The sequence below is a fragment of the Streptomyces sp. NPDC050211 genome (genome assembly GCF_040656035.1).
Lineage (GTDB): Bacteria > Actinomycetota > Actinomycetes > Streptomycetales > Streptomycetaceae > Streptomyces.
This window is the reverse complement of the sequence record NZ_JBFALC010000005.1, coordinates 13,339-29,227: the sequence shown is the minus strand read 5'-3', so window position 1 is coordinate 29,227 and position 15,889 is coordinate 13,339. Positions and strand designations below refer to the sequence as shown.

16 protein-coding genes and 1 pseudogene are annotated in these 15,889 nt (G+C 71.3%); 9 read left to right on the top strand and 8 right to left on the bottom strand.

What is annotated here, in order from left to right:
* Positions 1-116: 116 nt before the first annotated feature.
* Genes AB0I98_RS07305 through AB0I98_RS07295 form a run of 3 tightly spaced genes read right to left on the bottom strand, consistent with a single transcriptional unit; the run spans position 117 to position 3,599 of the window.
* Positions 117-1,511, bottom strand: coding sequence for an FAD-dependent oxidoreductase (locus tag AB0I98_RS07305; protein ID WP_362936584.1), 1,395 nt, complete (start codon positions 1,509-1,511; stop codon positions 117-119).
* A 36-nt stretch (positions 1,512-1,547) separates the two neighbouring features.
* Entirely contained in the window at positions 1,548-2,213 is a 666-nt protein-coding gene (locus tag AB0I98_RS07300; protein WP_362936581.1) for an HAD-IA family hydrolase, read from the bottom strand.
* Between the two features lie 30 nt (positions 2,214-2,243).
* Positions 2,244-3,599 (bottom strand): MFS transporter, encoded by a 1,356-nt coding sequence (locus AB0I98_RS07295; protein WP_362936578.1) that lies wholly within the window; start codon positions 3,597-3,599, stop codon positions 2,244-2,246.
* Positions 3,600-3,937: 338 nt separating this feature from the next.
* Between AB0I98_RS07295 and AB0I98_RS07290 the strand changes: the two are divergent.
* From AB0I98_RS07290 to AB0I98_RS07275, 4 genes and pseudogenes are all read left to right on the top strand, one after another.
* Positions 3,938-4,105: pseudogene (locus tag AB0I98_RS07290) on the top strand (aminotransferase class III-fold pyridoxal phosphate-dependent enzyme); the annotation flags it as partial.
* A gap of 67 nt (positions 4,106-4,172) precedes the next feature.
* Complete coding sequence (locus AB0I98_RS07285) at positions 4,173-5,189, top strand: D-2-hydroxyacid dehydrogenase (RefSeq protein WP_362936575.1); 1,017 nt, start codon at positions 4,173-4,175, stop codon at positions 5,187-5,189.
* 557 nt (positions 5,190-5,746) lie between these two features.
* Positions 5,747-6,736, top strand: coding sequence for an SDR family oxidoreductase (locus tag AB0I98_RS07280; protein ID WP_362936572.1), 990 nt, complete (start codon positions 5,747-5,749; stop codon positions 6,734-6,736).
* Positions 6,733-7,485, top strand: coding sequence for an alpha/beta hydrolase (locus AB0I98_RS07275; protein ID WP_362936569.1), 753 nt, complete (start codon positions 6,733-6,735; stop codon positions 7,483-7,485). The genes AB0I98_RS07280 and AB0I98_RS07275 overlap by 4 nt, the downstream gene beginning before the upstream one ends.
* A 43-nt stretch (positions 7,486-7,528) precedes the next feature.
* Here the strand turns inward: AB0I98_RS07275 and AB0I98_RS07270 are convergent, their stop codons facing one another.
* Together AB0I98_RS07270 and AB0I98_RS07265 are read right to left on the bottom strand one after the other, a co-directional pair.
* Positions 7,529-8,335: an alpha/beta hydrolase gene (locus AB0I98_RS07270; protein WP_362936566.1), complete on the bottom strand. Its 807-nt coding sequence runs from the start codon at positions 8,333-8,335 to the stop codon at positions 7,529-7,531.
* A gap of 6 nt (positions 8,336-8,341) precedes the next feature.
* Positions 8,342-9,766 (bottom strand): hypothetical protein, encoded by a 1,425-nt coding sequence (locus AB0I98_RS07265; RefSeq protein ID WP_362936563.1) that lies wholly within the window; start codon positions 9,764-9,766, stop codon positions 8,342-8,344.
* Positions 9,767-9,923: 157 nt separating this feature from the next.
* On the opposite strand from AB0I98_RS07265, the gene AB0I98_RS07260 reads away from it, so the two are divergent.
* The 5 genes from AB0I98_RS07260 (at position 9,924) to AB0I98_RS07240 (ending at position 13,384) form a co-directional block, all read left to right on the top strand.
* On the top strand, positions 9,924-10,067 hold the full coding sequence (locus AB0I98_RS07260) for a hypothetical protein (protein WP_362936560.1): 144 nt from the start codon (positions 9,924-9,926) through the stop codon (positions 10,065-10,067).
* Positions 10,064-11,389, top strand: coding sequence for an erythromycin esterase family protein (locus AB0I98_RS07255; RefSeq protein WP_362936557.1), 1,326 nt, complete (start codon positions 10,064-10,066; stop codon positions 11,387-11,389). The genes AB0I98_RS07260 and AB0I98_RS07255 overlap by 4 nt, the downstream gene beginning before the upstream one ends.
* Positions 11,390-11,464: 75 nt before the next feature.
* Complete coding sequence (locus AB0I98_RS07250; protein ID WP_362936554.1) at positions 11,465-11,869, top strand: ChaB family protein; 405 nt, start codon at positions 11,465-11,467, stop codon at positions 11,867-11,869.
* A gap of 194 nt (positions 11,870-12,063) precedes the next feature.
* A complete protein-coding gene (locus AB0I98_RS07245; protein WP_362936551.1) occupies positions 12,064-12,732 on the top strand; it encodes a phosphoribosyltransferase family protein in 669 nt (222 codons plus the stop codon).
* 196 nt (positions 12,733-12,928) lie between these two features.
* Entirely contained in the window at positions 12,929-13,384 is a 456-nt protein-coding gene (locus tag AB0I98_RS07240) for a hypothetical protein (RefSeq protein WP_362936548.1), read from the top strand.
* A 47-nt stretch (positions 13,385-13,431) separates the two neighbouring features.
* Here the strand turns inward: AB0I98_RS07240 and AB0I98_RS07235 are convergent, their stop codons facing one another.
* From AB0I98_RS07235 to AB0I98_RS07225, 3 genes are all read right to left on the bottom strand, one after another.
* Complete coding sequence (locus tag AB0I98_RS07235) at positions 13,432-14,088, bottom strand: DUF3105 domain-containing protein (protein WP_362936545.1); 657 nt, start codon at positions 14,086-14,088, stop codon at positions 13,432-13,434.
* A 106-nt stretch (positions 14,089-14,194) separates the two neighbouring features.
* Positions 14,195-14,623 (bottom strand): hypothetical protein, encoded by a 429-nt coding sequence (locus tag AB0I98_RS07230; RefSeq protein WP_362936543.1) that lies wholly within the window; start codon positions 14,621-14,623, stop codon positions 14,195-14,197.
* A 107-nt stretch (positions 14,624-14,730) separates the two neighbouring features.
* Entirely contained in the window at positions 14,731-15,849 is a 1,119-nt protein-coding gene (locus AB0I98_RS07225) for a CapA family protein (RefSeq protein ID WP_362936540.1), read from the bottom strand.
* Positions 15,850-15,889 lie beyond the last annotated feature (40 nt).

Sequence of the window (15,889 nt, the reverse complement as noted above, 5' to 3'; positions counted from 1 at the left end):
CTCCCGGGAGACGTCGTACCGAGTGGTCCGGCACGTGGTTCCGGACCACTCTGAAGGGTGGGACGAGGCAGCGCAAGGTGTGACAGTGCTGCTCAGGAGCGTGCTGCCGACGCCGGTCAGGGGCGCCGGGCGATGAGATCGGCGATCGTGGCGATCGGGGACGTCCGCGTCCGCCCGCCCGCCTCGTGCCGGTCCGCCAGCCGGTAGGCGACATACAGTCCGCGTACCCCGAGCCAGCGCAGCGGCTCCGGCTCCCAGGTGCCGGGGCGGTGCCCCGTCCAAGGCAGTCGGGTCAGCCGTGAGTCGCGGCCGAGGACCAGGTCGGTGAGCGTGCGGGCGGCGAGGTTCGTCGAGGTCACGCCGTGGCCGACGTAGCCGCCGGCCCAGCCGAGGCCGGTGTCGCGGTCCAGGCCCACCGTCGCCGACCAGTCGCGGGGCACCGCGAGCACCCCGCACCAGGCGTGGTCGACGCGGGCGCCCGTGGTCTGCGGCAGCACCGCATACAAGGTGTCGATGAGCTGGGCGATCGTACGGTTGTCGACGTGTCCGTCGGTGTCGGTGCGCGAGCCGAAGCGGTACGGCACCCCGCGCCCGCCGATCGCGATGCGGTCGTCCCGGGTGCGCTGCGCGTACAGATGTCCGTGCGCGGTGTCGCCCAGGGTCTCCCGGCCCGCCCAGCCGATCTCCTCCCACACCTCCTTCGGCAACGGCTCGGTGACGATCATCGAGCTGTTCATGGGGAGCCAGGTCCGCCGCAGTCCCTTGACGGACGCGGTGAAGCCCTCGGTCGCGCGCAGGATCACGGGGGCTTTGAGCGTGCCGTGCGGGGTGCTCGCCCGCCCGGTCCTGATGGCCGTGACCGGGGACTTCTCGTACACGGTCACGCCGAGCCGCTCGACCGTCGCGGCGAGCCCCTGGACCAGGGAGGCGGGTTGCAGCCGTACACAGTGCGGGGTGTACGCGGCCGCCGTCATTCCGGCGATGTCGATCCGCTCGGCCGCCTCCTCGGGAGTGAGCATCACCGCCGCCGTGACCCCCCACTCGTGGTCTGCTTCGGTCTTGTGCCGCAGCCGGGTGGCCTGCGCCGGCGTCCGCGCCACCCGCAGGGTGCCGCTCTTGACGATGTCCGCGTCGATGTTCTCGCGTTCGGCGACGGCGATGATCTCGTCGACGGCCTCGTTCATCGCCCGCTGGTGGTCGAGGACGGCATCCCGCCCGTACGTCCTGGCCAGCCGGTCCCGGGCTCCCGGCACCAGCCCGGAGGCCCAGCCGCCGTTGCGCCCGGAGGCGCCGAACCCGGCGAACTCGGCCTCCAGGATCGTGATCCGCAGTGACGGGTCGGCCTGCTTCAGGTAGTAGGCCGTCCACAGTCCGGTGAGGCCGGCGCCCACAATGCACACATCGGCGTCGCGGTCGCCGGGCAACGACGGCCGGGGAGTGGGCAGTTCGGAGAACCAGTGGGAGATCCGGCCGTTCACCGGTCCGGGGCGGCCGAGCGTGGGGGTGCTCAAGGGGGGAGTCCTTTCGGAGCGGATACCGGGAGAGGGTCAGACGCCGAGCAGACCCGGCAGCCCGGAGAGGTCCTTGATCTCCTCGTACGGCTGGAAGGCGGGCGAGCCCGGGAAGCCGTATCGGTTGACCCAGATGCGCCGCATGCCCGGGTACCGCTTGGTCGGCATGATGTCGTACTCCCAGCCCTGGGCCGTGTGGATGATGTCCTGCGGGCCCCGGCCGGTCGCCTTCATCAGGTACTCGAAGGCCTGCGGCAGCGGCTTGTACGCGCCGGCCTGCTCGGCGGTCAGGACGTAGTCCCACTCGACGCCGAGCTCGTCGACCGCGTACTGGATGAGGTCGTCCTCGCTGTTGGAGAGGATCGCGATGTCGTACTCGCTTTTCAGACGGCGCAGTGCGTCCGGGACCTCGCGGAACGGCTTGAACTTCTTGATCGCCTCGATCAGCGCCTCGCCGTCCTCGTCCTTGTACTCCAGGCCGTGCAGCAGCATGACGTTGCGCAGGGTGCTGCGGACGATCTCGCGGTAGGGACGGTAGGCGTCGACGACGCCCTGGAAGCGCATGACGTAGGCGTCGTGGTGGAACTGGTCGGCGTCGACGCCGATCTCGGCGAGCCGGTCCTTGACGATCTCGTGGGTGGCGGCCCGGGTGTCGAAGTTGATGAGGGTGCGGTAGCAGTCGAAGCTGACGACCTTGCGCATGCGGTGAACTCCTAAGTGAGGTAGGGGCGTTCAGGAACGGCTGCTGGCCTCGGCCAGGTCCAGGTCCTTGGTCTCGGGGGCGAGGAAGTACGACACGGCGAGGCCGGCCAGGGTGATCGCGACCGCCACCCCGAGCGTGCCGCGCACACCGAGGTCCTCGGCGGCGATGGGGAGCAGGAAGGTGGAGGTGGCGGAGCCGATCCGGCTCATCGCGGTGGCGATGCCGACGCCGGTGGCTCTGAGGTCGGTCGGGAAGAGCTCGCTCGGGTAGACGAACTGCAGTCCGCTGCCGGCCGCCTCGAAGAACTGGAAGGCCGCGAACAGGGTCACGACGAGGAACGCCCAGTGCAGTGGCAGTACCGCGAGCGCGATCAGGGAGACGTTGATGCAGATGAACGTGCTGATCAGCAGTGAGCGGCGGCCGATCCGGTTGACGACCACCAGACCGAGCGCGATGCCCAGCACGGCGATCGTGGTGATCAGCGCGCTGGAACCGTAGGTGCTCTCCACGCCGAACGCGGACAGCATCTGAGGCTGGAAGGAGCGCACGGCGAAGGCGGGTGCCACCTGACAGATCCAGAAGACGGAACAGAAGACGACCGGGACGGTGTAACCGCGTCGGAAGATCTCGACGAGGTTGCCGAGGCCGGAACCGCCGCGCTGCTGCTGGCGGGTCTCCGCGAGCAGTTCGTCGGTGTCGATCTCCTGGCCCAGGTGTTTGCGTACGACGGCCTTCGCCTCCTCGATCCGGCCGCGTGAGGCCAGCCAGCGCGGGGACTCCGGGATGCCGGCCCGGAAGACGAGGAAGATCACCGCCGGGACGACACCGGAGGCGAGCATCCAGCGCCAGGAGTCGTCGCCGAGCCCGGTCAGTGCCCAGCCCACCCAGAAGCTCACGCCGTATCCGACCCACCAGGCCAGCACCAGTCCGGACAGGGCCGGGCCGCGCATCCGGCGCGGGACCAGTTCGGTGGTGAGCGCGGAGGCGATGGGGTAGTCGGCGCCGATCGCGATGCCGATCAGCAGCCGCAGCACCATCAGCTGCCAGGCCTCGGTGACGAAGAACTGCAGCGCCGACAGGACGACGAAGGCGACGAAGTTGAGGACGTACATGAGGTGGCGGCCCACCCGGTCGGTGATCGGTCCGAAGACCGCACCGCCGATGAACACACCGACCAGGACGGACGCGGCGATCAGGCCGGTCCACAGGGTGTCGAGCGCGAGAGCGGGGGTGATGAGCCCGAGGGCCACACCCATCACGCCGAGGAGATAGCCGTCGCAGAACGGGCCGCCCATGGCGACCATCATGATCCGGCGATGGAAGGAGGTGACGGGCGCGTCGTCGAGGGACGGGGCGCCGCCCGTGGCAGCTGAGGTCGTGGGCATGCTTGAGACTCCTGGGGACGCGGAGCGAGGAGGAGGACGTTCGTCAAGCAGGAAGGCGTACGTCGCTGTACACCGGAGAGACCGGAAGGTCGCCGAGCGGGGGCGAGACGGTCCGGGGTTGGCCATCACCCTGGTTCAGCGGGCGGCCACCGTCAATGAACACCGTGTTCGCTCGGCGGGCGCCGAATGGACAGTCTGTTCCGCGGCCCGGTACCGGTTGACAGACCGTCCACACATGCCGGGCCCGTGGAACACCGTGGCCGTTGACCCTCCCGCCCCTGCGCCCACAGGGTGTCGGGTGTCCCCCGCACCTTCCCACCCCCTGGGAGCGCCGCTGTATGGGCCAACTGTCCGAGCACCTGCGCCAGGCCACACCCGTCGTCGCCGAACGCGGGGAGGGAGTCCACCTCTTCGGCACCGACGGTCGCCGCTACCTGGACTTCACCGCGGGCACCGGTGTCACCAGCACCGGCCACTGCCACCCCAGGGCGGTGGCAGCCGCGCAGGGCGGGCGCGTCGGTGTCGACGAGTTCCTGGAGTACACGTACCTCGCCAGCACCGTGGCGGACGCCCGTGGCTGACCGGCTCGTCGTCCTGCACCGTGGCATCCTGCCGCCCGATCCCGCACGCATCGAACGCCTCGCGGACACGGTGTACGCCACCGAGGAGGAACTGCCGCTCCTGCTGTCCGGTGCGGACATCGTCCTGTGCTGGCACTCCATCACCCCGGCGGTCGCCGCGGCCTGGCCCGAAGACCCGGCCCTGGCGCCCGACTGGGTCCACGTGGCCGCCGCCGGAGTGGACTCGCTGCTCTTCCCCGCGCTTGTCTCCAACCCGGACGTCGTCCTGACCAACTCGCGCGGCGTGTACGACCAGGCCATCGCCGAGTACGTCCTCGGCCTGATCATCGCCCTCGCCAAGGACTTTCCCGGAACCTGGGAGCACCAGCGGCGCCGTGAGTGGCGACCGCGCGACAGCGAACGCATCGGTGGACGCACGGCGTTGGTCTGGGGAACGGGGCCGATCGGCCGCGCCGTCGCCCGCATGCTGCGCGCCGTCGGCATGCGAGTGACCGGAGCCGGACGCACCGCCCGCGCGGACGACCCCGACTTCGGCCTGGTCCACACAGGAGCGCGGGTGCGGACCGCGCTGGCCGAGGCGGATTACGTCGTCCTCGCCACCCCGCTCACCCCGGACACCCGCGGCATGGTCGACGCGTCCGTCCTGGCCGCGATGAAGAGCGGCGCCCGGCTGGTCAACGTCGGCCGGGGCGCCCTCGTCGACGAGGAGGCGCTGATACGTCACCTCGCCGACGGTCGGCTCGCCGGTGCGGCTCTGGACGTCTTCGCCCAGGAGCCACTGCCTGCCGCCTCACCGCTCTGGGACCTGCCAGGCGTGATCGTCTCTCCGCACACGGCGGGTGAGGTGACCGGCTGGCGTGCCGACCTGGCGGACCTGTTCCTGGACAACCTGATACGCAGGAACGAGGGCCGGCCGCTGCGGAACGTGGTCGACAAGAACAAGGGCTACGTCCGGGAGCAGATCCGCGTGACACACCCGGGTGATACCTCACTTCGCGGGGCCCTCTGATCAGTGCGCGGGTGACCGGGATCCGCGGGCGGGGGTGACGGTGCTGGGCCCAGCGGGTGGGCCGCTGCGCCTGCCGACCTGATCGGCCCCGACATCCTCAAGGCGATCGCGGACTCCAGGGCCTGGGCCGCGTCTTCCAGCGTTTCGGCTGCGGGACGAACCCCATGTCCTACGGACGGTCACGGGACAAAGAGTCCGCCCGCCTGCATGCCGAGGTGGTGCTTGCCGTGTCGGCGGACGCGGTGTCGGGCGGTGAGCTGCGCCGAGTTCGCTAGTGGGAGCTTCCCGGGCGCTCGCCCTTCGGCCCTCGGCCTCGCTCGGTCTTCGGCCCGCGGCTGCGCCACTCGTCGCCTTCCTGCAGCTCCTCATTGGCTGCCCGGTTGGCGTCCTGGTCGGTCACGCCGGACCGTTCAGCCTCTTTGCGGATCCAGGCCCGCCGGGTGTCGTACTTCTTGCTTGCAGGGTGCGGTGGTTGGACCGTTGCGCGGCGGGTACCCGGCTGAGCTGCGGGTTCGTTCCCGGGCCCGTGCTCCGGTCATCTCCGAGGAGGCGGCAGGATGCGAGTGCGCGATTCGGTAGTGGTGATCACGGGGGCATCGAGCGGCATCGGACGGGCCACCGCGGTGGCGTTCGCCCGCAAGGGCTGTTCCGTCGTGCTGGCCGCGCGGCGGGGGGAGGCGCTGGAAGCCGCCGCGCGGGAGTGCGAGCGGTATCGCGGTGCGCGGACGCTCGTCGTGCCGACCGATGTCACGGACGTCAAGGCGGTGGACGATCTCGCGCAGCGCGCCGTGGAGCGGTTCGGGCGGATCGACGTATGGGTCAACTCGGCGGCTGTCACCGTGTTCGGACCGTTCAATGAAGTGCCGCTGGAGGACTTTCGCAGGGTCATCGACGTCAACGTCATGGGATATGTGTACGGGGCCCGGGCGGCCCTGCGTGTCATGCGGGAGCAGGGGAGCGGCATTCTCGTCGACGTCTCGTCCGTCGTGGGGGTGGTCAGCCAGCCGTACACCCATGCGTACGTCATGTCGAAGCACGCCGTCCGGGCGCTCGGGGCGAGCCTGCGGCAGGAGTTGCGGCTCGACGGGGCCAGGAACATTCACGTGTGCACGGTGCTGCCGGCCAGTATCGACACCCCGCTCTTCGAGCATGCGGCCAACTACACGGGCCGGAAGGTCGTGCCCATGCCGCCCGTCTACAGCGCGGAACGGGTGGCCCACGCCATCGTGGACGTGGTCCGTGTGCCACGGCGTGAGGTGGTGGTCGGCCCGATGGGACGGGCCACGATGCTGCAGGCGCGGACGGCTCCCGGAGTGCTGGAGCGGGCGGCGGCGCGGCAGGGGGACCGGGCTCATCTCTCGCGAGAGGAGCTGGCCCCGGCGACCCACGGAAACCTGCACGTGCCGGCGCCCGGGGACGGCGCGGTGGACGGCGGCTGGCACGGGCGGCGACGTACGGCGGTGCGCCGCCTGGCCGTGGCGGCGACCGCTGTCGGCGTGGCTGTGGGCGCGGGCGCGGGCGCGGGCCGACGAGCCGCCTCCCGGTGAGCGACTGGGACGCCCACGAGTTCACGGCAGCCGCCGGCACCCGGGTCCACGCGGCGGTCCTGGGCCCGGCCGGCGTCCCGGAGGTGGTGTGCGTGCACGGTCTGGGCTGCTCGTACCGTTACTGGCTGCCGTTCGCCCGCGCGCTCGCACCGGATGCCAGGACGGTCGCGGTCGATCTGCCCGGCTTCGGGCGTACGCCTGGCCCGCCCGTGCCGCTGGATGTGCACGGACTGTCACTGGCGCTGGCCGACTGGCTGCGGGCCACCGGCCGCCGCCCGGTGCCGCTGGTCGCCAACTCCACTGGCTGCCAGCTTGTCGTTGACCTGGCGGCGCACGCCCCGGAGCTGATCGGGCCGGTGGTGCTGAACGGGCCCACCTTCGACCGGCATGCGCGATCGGCCGGGCGGCAGGCCGTCCGCCTCTTGTGCGACACGCGCTGGGAGCGGCCCGGCCTGGGCATCGCCCTCGCGCTCAGCTACGCCGACTGCGGGCTGCCCCGGGCCTGGCGGACGTTCCGCCACCAGCTGCACGACCCGGTCGAACGCAAACTGCACCACCTGCGCACCCCGACGGTGGTCGTACGCGGCACGCACGACCCCGTCGTCCCGCGCGCCTGGGCGGAGGAGTTCACCGAGATGCTGCCTCGGGCACGTCTCGCCGAGGTGCCCGGAGCGGGACACACCCTCAACTACTCGGCCCCGGCGGAACTCGCCCGCATCACCCGCGGCCTCCTGGAACGGGCCTTCTGAGTCGGCTTCGGCTCCATCCTTCCGCCGCGCAGGGCACGAAGGCTCAACTCCGCCGCGGGCCCGGCTGGCCCCCGACGACTCGCCCCACGAATCCGCGCACCGGCTCCGACCACGCCTCAGGATCCAGCCAAGGGAACGTGTGCGCCCCCGCGACCTCGACATACTCTCCGTCCGGTACGAGGCCGGCCAGGTGACGGCCCCAGCCGGCAGTGCCGATCCGGTCGTCCCTGCCCCGGATGATCAGCAGGGGAACCCGCAGCCGGGCCACCGAGTCCTCCAGGACGTCGTCGAGGTGCACCCGCGCCGTGTGGAACAGCCGACGCAGGCCCGCACGCTTCCACTCGGGACGGTGCGACGCGGACAGCCCCGGCGGTTCCCGCCGTCCGTCCAACTGCCAGTGGACGAAAAGGCGTACGAGGCCGCGGGCGACCGGGTCCACGGTGGGACTGGCCAGCACCACACCCGCGACGTCGGGACGTCCGAGCGCGGCACGGGCGGCGACCTGGGTTCCGCTGGAGTGCCCGGCGAGGATCACCGGACCCAGTTCGCGCGCGGAGAGCCAGCCGGCGACGCAGCGGCCGAACTCCGGCACGTCGAGCTCGTGCGGGGGATCGCCGCTGCCCGCGAAACCGGGCAGTTCCACCAGGTGCGCCCGCGTCCACCGGCCGAACGCGGCGAGGCCGGGCAGCAGATAGTCGGACACCCCCATGCCCTGCACGAGCGCGACCTCCGGGGTACCGGGGCGTACGTCCCCGACGGCGCGGCTCCGCATCCGTCCGAGCGGACCGTCGTGGTACGTCGTGACCGTCCGCTCCGGAAACGGCGGGCGATGCTCCTGACGGGAACCCATGGCCTGTCACCCCTGGGCCCTACTGAGGGTTTCGATCCGGGCCAGCCGGCAGGCGTCGGTGTGCCGCCTGTCGGCCAGGAACTCGTCCAGGTCCTCCAGGCCCAGCGGAGGCGGCAGCGGATGGCGTGGGGACAGAGCTGCCAGGGCCGGCTGGTAGCGCAGCGTGCTGCCGATGTCCTCGGGATAGGCCCGCTCGTCCACGCCGAGAAGGCCTCTCTCCGTACTGGCGTACCGCCGGGCGAGCTCGCTCCAACGCTCGGCCGGGACCTGGCCGACCGAGCGCAGTGCGTTGGAGAACAGGTTCACGTGGATGTGCCGGTAGGGCTGCTCGTCGCGCCGCAGGTACTGGTCGAGCAGGCCGTAGGAGGACTCGGCGGTGAACTGCAGCCAGAACGGGACGGCGCCCAGCCGCAGCGCCCAGTGCGGCTCCCACTGGTTGTACGTCTCGACGAGCAGCCGGTCGGCCGCGAGACCCCGTCGGCGGTACCACCAGCGGTACAGGTCGGCGACGAGCGGGCTCAGGTGCTCGGGCTCACCGATGGTGATGCGCCGCACCTGGTACCCGCAGCGGGCCGCCAGTGCCGTGATGTCGGGGGTGAGGCTGTCGTCGTATCCCCATTCCGCTTCCGGGTACCGCTCGTCCGGCGGAGGCGCGTCCCACCGGCGGACCGGGGAGTGCTGCTCGGCGAGGTGCCGGGCGACGCGGTCGCTGCCGCTCGCGTACTCGTCGGGCGGCATGCCGCCGAGGGCGCCGAACTGGAAACGGTGCCGGTCGCCCAGGACCGACACGGGCCAGGTGAGGGTGCAGTCGACGATGAAGATCGTCGCGCCCGGAGCGAGCCGCTGCTCCAGAAACCATTCCAGCACCGCACCGAGCCGGAGCCGCTTGAACCGGAAGTACATGAAACGCACGAGCATGGCCCGGTCCTGACTCGGGTCGTGCATATGGCACAGGGACAGCTCGGGGTTGGCCTCCACCAGCCGCCGGCCGAACTCCTGGCCCGCCCTCAGTGCCGCGCGCGGCTGGTCGGGGTCGAGCCGGGCCCGTACCGGCACCAGGTACGTCTGCGGCAGGACGGGAGCGCGCAGGGCCCCGGCGAGGTGGACGGCGGCCCCGCTCCCGGACCCGATGAAGGCGGCCGGGTAGGGACCGGGGCCGTACTGGTCCGCGGTCCAGGCCGCCAGGTCCTCGCCACTGACTCGGCGTACCTGCGTGAGCGGCGCGCCCTGCAGATGGGCGGCGAACACGAACAGGCGCCGTCGCGCCGGGGAGAGCAGATGCGAGGCCAGGTCGGCCAGCCGCGCGGAACCGGGACCGACGCCGAGCCCTCTGAAGTCCTTGCCGCGAAGGAACCGGCTCGCCGCCCGCACCGCCGCCACCGAGGAGTCGAAGTCGCACAGGCAGCGGGCCGTCCGCAGGCGCTGGCGCACGGTGTGCCTCCTTTTCCCGGGGTGACCCTCGTCCCGACCCACAGCGAGTACCCCTCGGCCGCACTCCCAGCCGCAGGCGTCCTCCACGTGTGCCGTGTGCCGTGAGGCGATAGGGGTACGCGGGACTGGTCCCCAGCCTGAAAGGGGAGTGTTTCCCATGGCGCACGCGACGGTCGACGACGTGCTGGGCGCTCTGCGGGATGTGGGCTTCAGCTCGGCCCACGAGGGCGGCAAGCCCGGTCTGTCGCAGTACCTGCGCGAGGTGCCCAAGCCACCGATCGAGGAAGAGCTGGACCGTTGAACCAGTCCCGTATCCGGACGGCTGCCCTGCCCTTGACGGATCAGGCGGAGTCGCTCGACCCGGTGCTCGACCGGGTCGGCGACGCCCGCTACGTGCTGCTGGGCGAGGCATCCCACGGCACCGCCGACTACTACCAGGTCCGTGACCTGCTGACACGTCGGCTCATCGAGGAGAAGGGCTTCTCCTTCGTCGCGGTGGAGGGTGACTGGCCGGACTGCCATGCCGTGCACTGCGCGGTGGTCGGCGCACCGGGCGCCCCCGAGGATCCCCAAGAGGTGCTGGCCGGCTTCCGGCGCTGGCCGACGTGGATGTGGGCCAACACGGACGTGGCCGCGTTCACCCGTTGGCTGCGTCGGCACAATGAGCAGCTGGCACCCGAGCGGCGCGTCGGCTTCTTCGGGCTGGACGTCTACAGCCTGTGGGAGTCGCTGCACGCGGTGCTGGATCATCTGCGCGAGCACGATCCCGACCGGGTGGAGCACGCCCTGGAGGCGTACCGCTGCTTCGAGCCGTATGCCGAGGATCCGCAGTCGTACGCGCTGGCCACCCGTTACCTGCCCGAAGGGTGTGAGCCGCAGGTGATCGGCCTGCTCAGCGAGGTGCGGCGGCGGGCCGCGGAGACGGCCACCCTGGACGGCTCGCTCGCGGAGTTCGCCGCCCGGCAGAACGCGGAGGTGCTGGCCGGCGCCGACCGTTATTACCGGGCCATGCTGGACAGCGGGCCTCAGTCGTGGAACATCCGTGACCATCACATGGCCGACACGCTGGACCGTTTGATGGAGCACTACGGCCCCGATGCCAAGGCCGTGGTGTGGGCGCACAACACCCATGTCGGCGATGCCCGCGCCACGGACATGGCCGACATCGGCGAGGTCAACATCGGCCAGCTGGTGCGCGAACGGCACATGGGCAAGGGGGTCGTGCTGGTCGGGTTCGGTTCCTACTCCGGCACCGTGATCGCCGCGGACGCCTGGGGCGACGTGCCGAGGAGCATGGCCGTACCGCCCGCGCGCAGGGACAGCCTGGAAGATCTGCTGCACCGGGCGCTGCCCGACGAGCGGGCGCTGTTCGTCTTCCCCCATGTGCAGCTCCAGCGGCCCCCCTCCTTCGGGCGGCGCGAGTGGTTCCACGAAGAACGCGGTCACCGTGCCATCGGCGTGGTCTATCGCCCCGAATACGAGCGGGTGGGCAACTACGTTCCCACCGTCCTGGCACACCGCTACGACGTCTTCTGCTACGTCGACCGCACCCACGCCCTGACACCCCTTCACCCACTCCCGGCGGACACCCCGGAGGAGCAGACCTGGCCCGCGGGCGTGTGATGCCGCGCCCTCGTTACCGCGGCTGTGCGACGGGAACCCGGTGCCCCGGGTAGCCACACCGAAGGAGTGAGTCGTATGCCCGGACGACAGGAAATGCCGTCGACCCTGGAACGATCCCCCGAGGACGCGCAGCACACCTGGATCAAGGCGCACGACTCCGCCGTCGAGCAGTACGGCGAGGGCGAGCGAGCGCACCGGGTGGCGTACGGCGCGCTGAAGCACCAGTACGAGAAGGTCGGCGACCACTGGCAGCGCAAGGAGGGCGGCCGCAAGGGGCCCTCGGACCCGCAGTCCGCCCGGCCCCGCGGACGGGGTGGCCGCAGCGGCGAGGGCGTCGACGAGAAAGCCTCCAAGCAGCACCTGTACGACATCGCTCGAGACCTGGACATCGAAGGCCGGTCACGGATGTCGAAGGCGGAACTGCTCGACGCGATCCGCAAGACCAACCGCTCCGAGACGCGCGCGGCCCGTGCACGCTGACCTGGGCCGGACAGGGCCGACCGGCGCGAGGCGGGCTGGACGAAGGTGGCCCTCGGCCGCGGAGGAAGCGACGAACGTGGAGGTGAGCGGGGGATGACAGCGAAGGCTCGGCTTCGACTCCGCCCCGGCCGCCACCGCCGCGTACGAGACGCGCCGGAACGAGCCGGATACCAAGTCCTGAGAGGGCCATGATCATGCGATTCCGTGATCGCCGTCACGCCGGCCGGGAACTCGCGGTCCGGCTGATGGAGTGGGCAGCCGACGTTGACCTGGTCGACCCCGTCGTACTGGCGCTGCCGCGAGGCGGCGTTCCGGTGGCGGCCGAGGTGGCCCGGGCCCTCAAGGCACCGCTGGATGTGCTGGTCGTGCGGAAGATCGGCGTCCCACGTCACCCGGAGACCGGCATCGGCGCGATCGTGGGTGACGATCCGCCGCTGTTCGACCGGCGCTCACTGGCCATGCTCGGCCTGACCGAGGACCGACTCGCCCCGGACGTGGCCCGCGAGCGCACCGAACTGCACCGCCGGGAACAGCGCTACAGGGGCGACCGCCCTATGCCCGAGCTCAAGAACCGGGCTGTGATCCTCATCGACGACGGGCTCGCCACCGGCGCCACCGCACGCGCCGCCCTGCGCCATCTGCGCCGCCGGGACCCGGCTCGGCTGGTCCTCGCCGTTCCCGTCAGCGCTCCCGACACCGCCGCGGCGATGCGCTCGGAAGCGGAAGCCGATGACGTCGTCTGTCTGCACCACCCGTCGGACTTCTACGCGGTCGGGCAGTGGTACGACGACTTCGACCAGGTCAGCGACGAGGAGGTCACGCACACACTGCGCGAACACGGCGCCCCGGCCAGCAGGAGCTGACCGGTCTCGTGCGTGGCCTCGACCTTGTCCGCGGCGGCACGCTGGGCGACACGGTCCAGGAAGTCGTCTCCGGAGGGGGTGCCGAGGCGGGTGCACAAGCGGTGCGCCCGGTGAACAGCCCCCGGCGGACACCCGTACCTCTCGTCGTAGGCCTGGCCGCTGCCGCGGCAGAAGCAGTACGGAGACGGAGAGATTCGTGCCACACCTACCCCGCCTGTTGCGCGCCGCCGCGCCCGCCGTGAGCCTGGCCCTTCTTCCTCTGGTCGCGGCGTGTGGTGGCAGTGAGGGTGACGCGTCGGCGGAGATCAAGCCGTCGGAGATGTCGGCCGCTCCGGCGGCCGGTGTCGAGGCGCCGGCGAAGGTCGAGGTGATCGCCTCGCTGACCGGGTGCAAGCCCAAGATCCGCATCGAGGCGGATGAGCTGCGCCAGGGCGTGTGCCACACGAAGGAGATCGACTACCTCATCACCACCTTCCCCGAGGAGAAGTACACCCAGGCCTGGCTGGACTCCGCCGCGGTCTACGGCGGCAAGTACCTGGTCGGCGAGCGCTGGGTCGTCAGCGCGAAGCCGGAGATGCTGGAGCGGTTCCGGGACAAGATCGGCGGGACCGTCCGGGAACTGCGGGGCACGGGGCCGACTGCCGGTTCGTAGACGGGGTGTGTCTACGAACCGGCACGAACTGGGCCACGATCAGCCCCTCACGCCCCGGTCAGGCCCCCGGAACAGGCGGCGCCCGGCTCGGGGGTCTGCGCACCCTGGACGTACTTGGTGAAGAACTGCTCCACCCTCGGGTCGGACGCCTTGTCCACGCTGAGCTGGCGGCCCCAGGCCGACAGCATGATGGGCCCGGACTGGTCGTCGTTCGGGCTCATCAGGGTGTAGGGGGTCCGAGAGACCTTGTCGCCGAGCGTCTTGACGTCGGCGTCGGCGGCCTTGTCGTTGTACGTCACCCAGACCGCGCCGTGCTCCAAGGAGTGCACGGCGTTCTCGTTCGGGACGGGCTTGGTGTAGACCGAGCCGTCGCAGGTCATCCAGGCCTGGTGGTGGTCGCCGCCGACGGGTGGGTCCATCGGGTAGTCGACGGTGCCCTCGACGTGGTTCTGCGTGAGCTCCTTCTTCGCCCAGGTCCGCTCGCCGCGTACGGGCTTCTTCGCCACGGCGGCCTGCTGCTCGTCCTTCTCGTCGGCCTTGTTGAGGGCGTATCCGCCCCAGCCGACCAGTCCGGCGACGATGACCGCGCTGAGCGTGATGGTGATGATCCGGTTGCGGCGCTCGCGGGCCTGGTCGGCGCGGCGCATCTCCTCTATTCGCGCCCGCCGTGCCTGGGCGGCGGCCTTCTTGCTGGTTCTGCTCATGGCTGTGTGTTCCTCGTCCCCGCCGAACGGCGGTGAATGCAGGGGTGGATGGACGTACGCCGCCGGCCCGGTGCGTACACGTGCGTACCGGGCCCTGGGTGTTCGTCTACGTCCGCTGCACCTGGAGCAAGTGGAGATCGGGAGCGCGACAGGCCGGCGTGGGCCCGGCGATGCGCCGGGCGGTGTCCGGCGACCGGGCCAGGTCCGGCGAGCGGGGGAGGATCGCCGGGAGGGGGTGGACGGGAGCGGCGAGCACGGCTCGTACGGCGTCGACGGCCCGGTGGCAGCACAGGTCGCCGTAGGGGCAGTCGGACGCGTGCGCGGCGGGCGCCGTGAGGTGTTGCCCGGCAGTGGAGTTCGTCGCCGCGGTGGACACGGAGATCGTGGAGGCGTCGGCCGGGGCGCTCAGACCGTGCGTCACGAGGCCCAGGCAGAGCACCAGTACGGAGAGCAGTACGGCGGCGGCAGGACAGAGCGCCGCGATCCGCGCGGTCCACCGCGTGCCGCGGGTCGCGTCCTGCGCCCGGCTCTTCATCGCGTTGATATTAGGCGGTGCCTGTGAGCGAGTTGGGGCCGGTGTCCGGCGTGCGGATGTGCGACGGCGGGCTCTCTCTCCTCACGCCGTCCGGTAGTTGATGACGCTCACCCCGGCATACCGGCAAGCACCAGCCGAAGCGTGCCGTCGCGCTCCACGGCGATCCGCAGCCCGCCGCTTATCTGGCCCAGCGTCTCGGCGAGCCACGCGCCGTCATCCGGCGGCGCGGACTCCAGCCGCATCCGCCGTGCCCGCAACGGCACCAGGCGCAGCCCGGTCAGCCGCCCCGTCTCCGCGTCCAGCGAGACGAGGTGGGCGAGACGCAGGTCGTCGCGGTACTGCTCGTAGCCGGAGATGCCCTCGTAGTCGTCGATGAAGTCGCCGCAGCCGTGCAGGATCAGCCGGTCGCGGTAGATCTCCAGCGGGCGGGGATGGTGCGAGGAATGCCCGTGAACGACATCGGCGCCGCCGTCGACCAGGGCGTGTGCGAAGGCGGTCTGGTCGTGCGGGACGCGGTAGCCCCAGTTGGAACCCCAGTGCACGGAGACGACGACGAGGTCGCCGGCGCGTCTGGTCTGTCGTATGCGTACGACCGTCGCGGCGGCCTCGGCAGCCGAGAGTTCGGGCACGTAGGCGACACCGGACCGGTCCGTCGTCGCGGCCCAGTCGGGCGGGATGCCGCTGGACCACGCCCCCAGGGCGAACACCAGCACCCGGTGGCCGTGACCGAGCGGGACCACCGGCGGCGCGTACGCCTCCTCGGCGTTCCGTCCCGCTCCCGCCGTCCGCAGGCCCGCGCCGGCGAGTGAGCCGAGGGTTTCGTCGAGTCCGGGGCGGCCGAAGTCGAGGACGTGGTTGTTGGCCAGGACGCACACGTCGGGGCGGGCCACCGTCAGGGCGGGCAGGTTGGCCGGGTGCATCCGGTAATGGACCTCCTTGCCGGGCGCGAACGCGTCGCTGCGCGTCACGGCCGTCTCCAGGTTCAGGACCCGCACGTCCGGCGCGGCCTCGTCCAGCACGCGCAGCGCCTCACCCCACGGCCAGGACGGGGGTACGGGGGCGGGGACAGGACCGTTCGCCGCCTCGGCCAGGTCGACATAGGAACGGGCATCCGCGACCCACGTCTCCCGCAGGGCCGGATCACCCGGGTGCGGGAGGATCTGGTCGACGCCCCGTCCGAGCATCACGTCGCCGCACAGGAACAGCGTCACTACGCCGCCACCCATACAGCCACCTTAGGCGGGTCGGGTGGAGTCGGCCGACGGT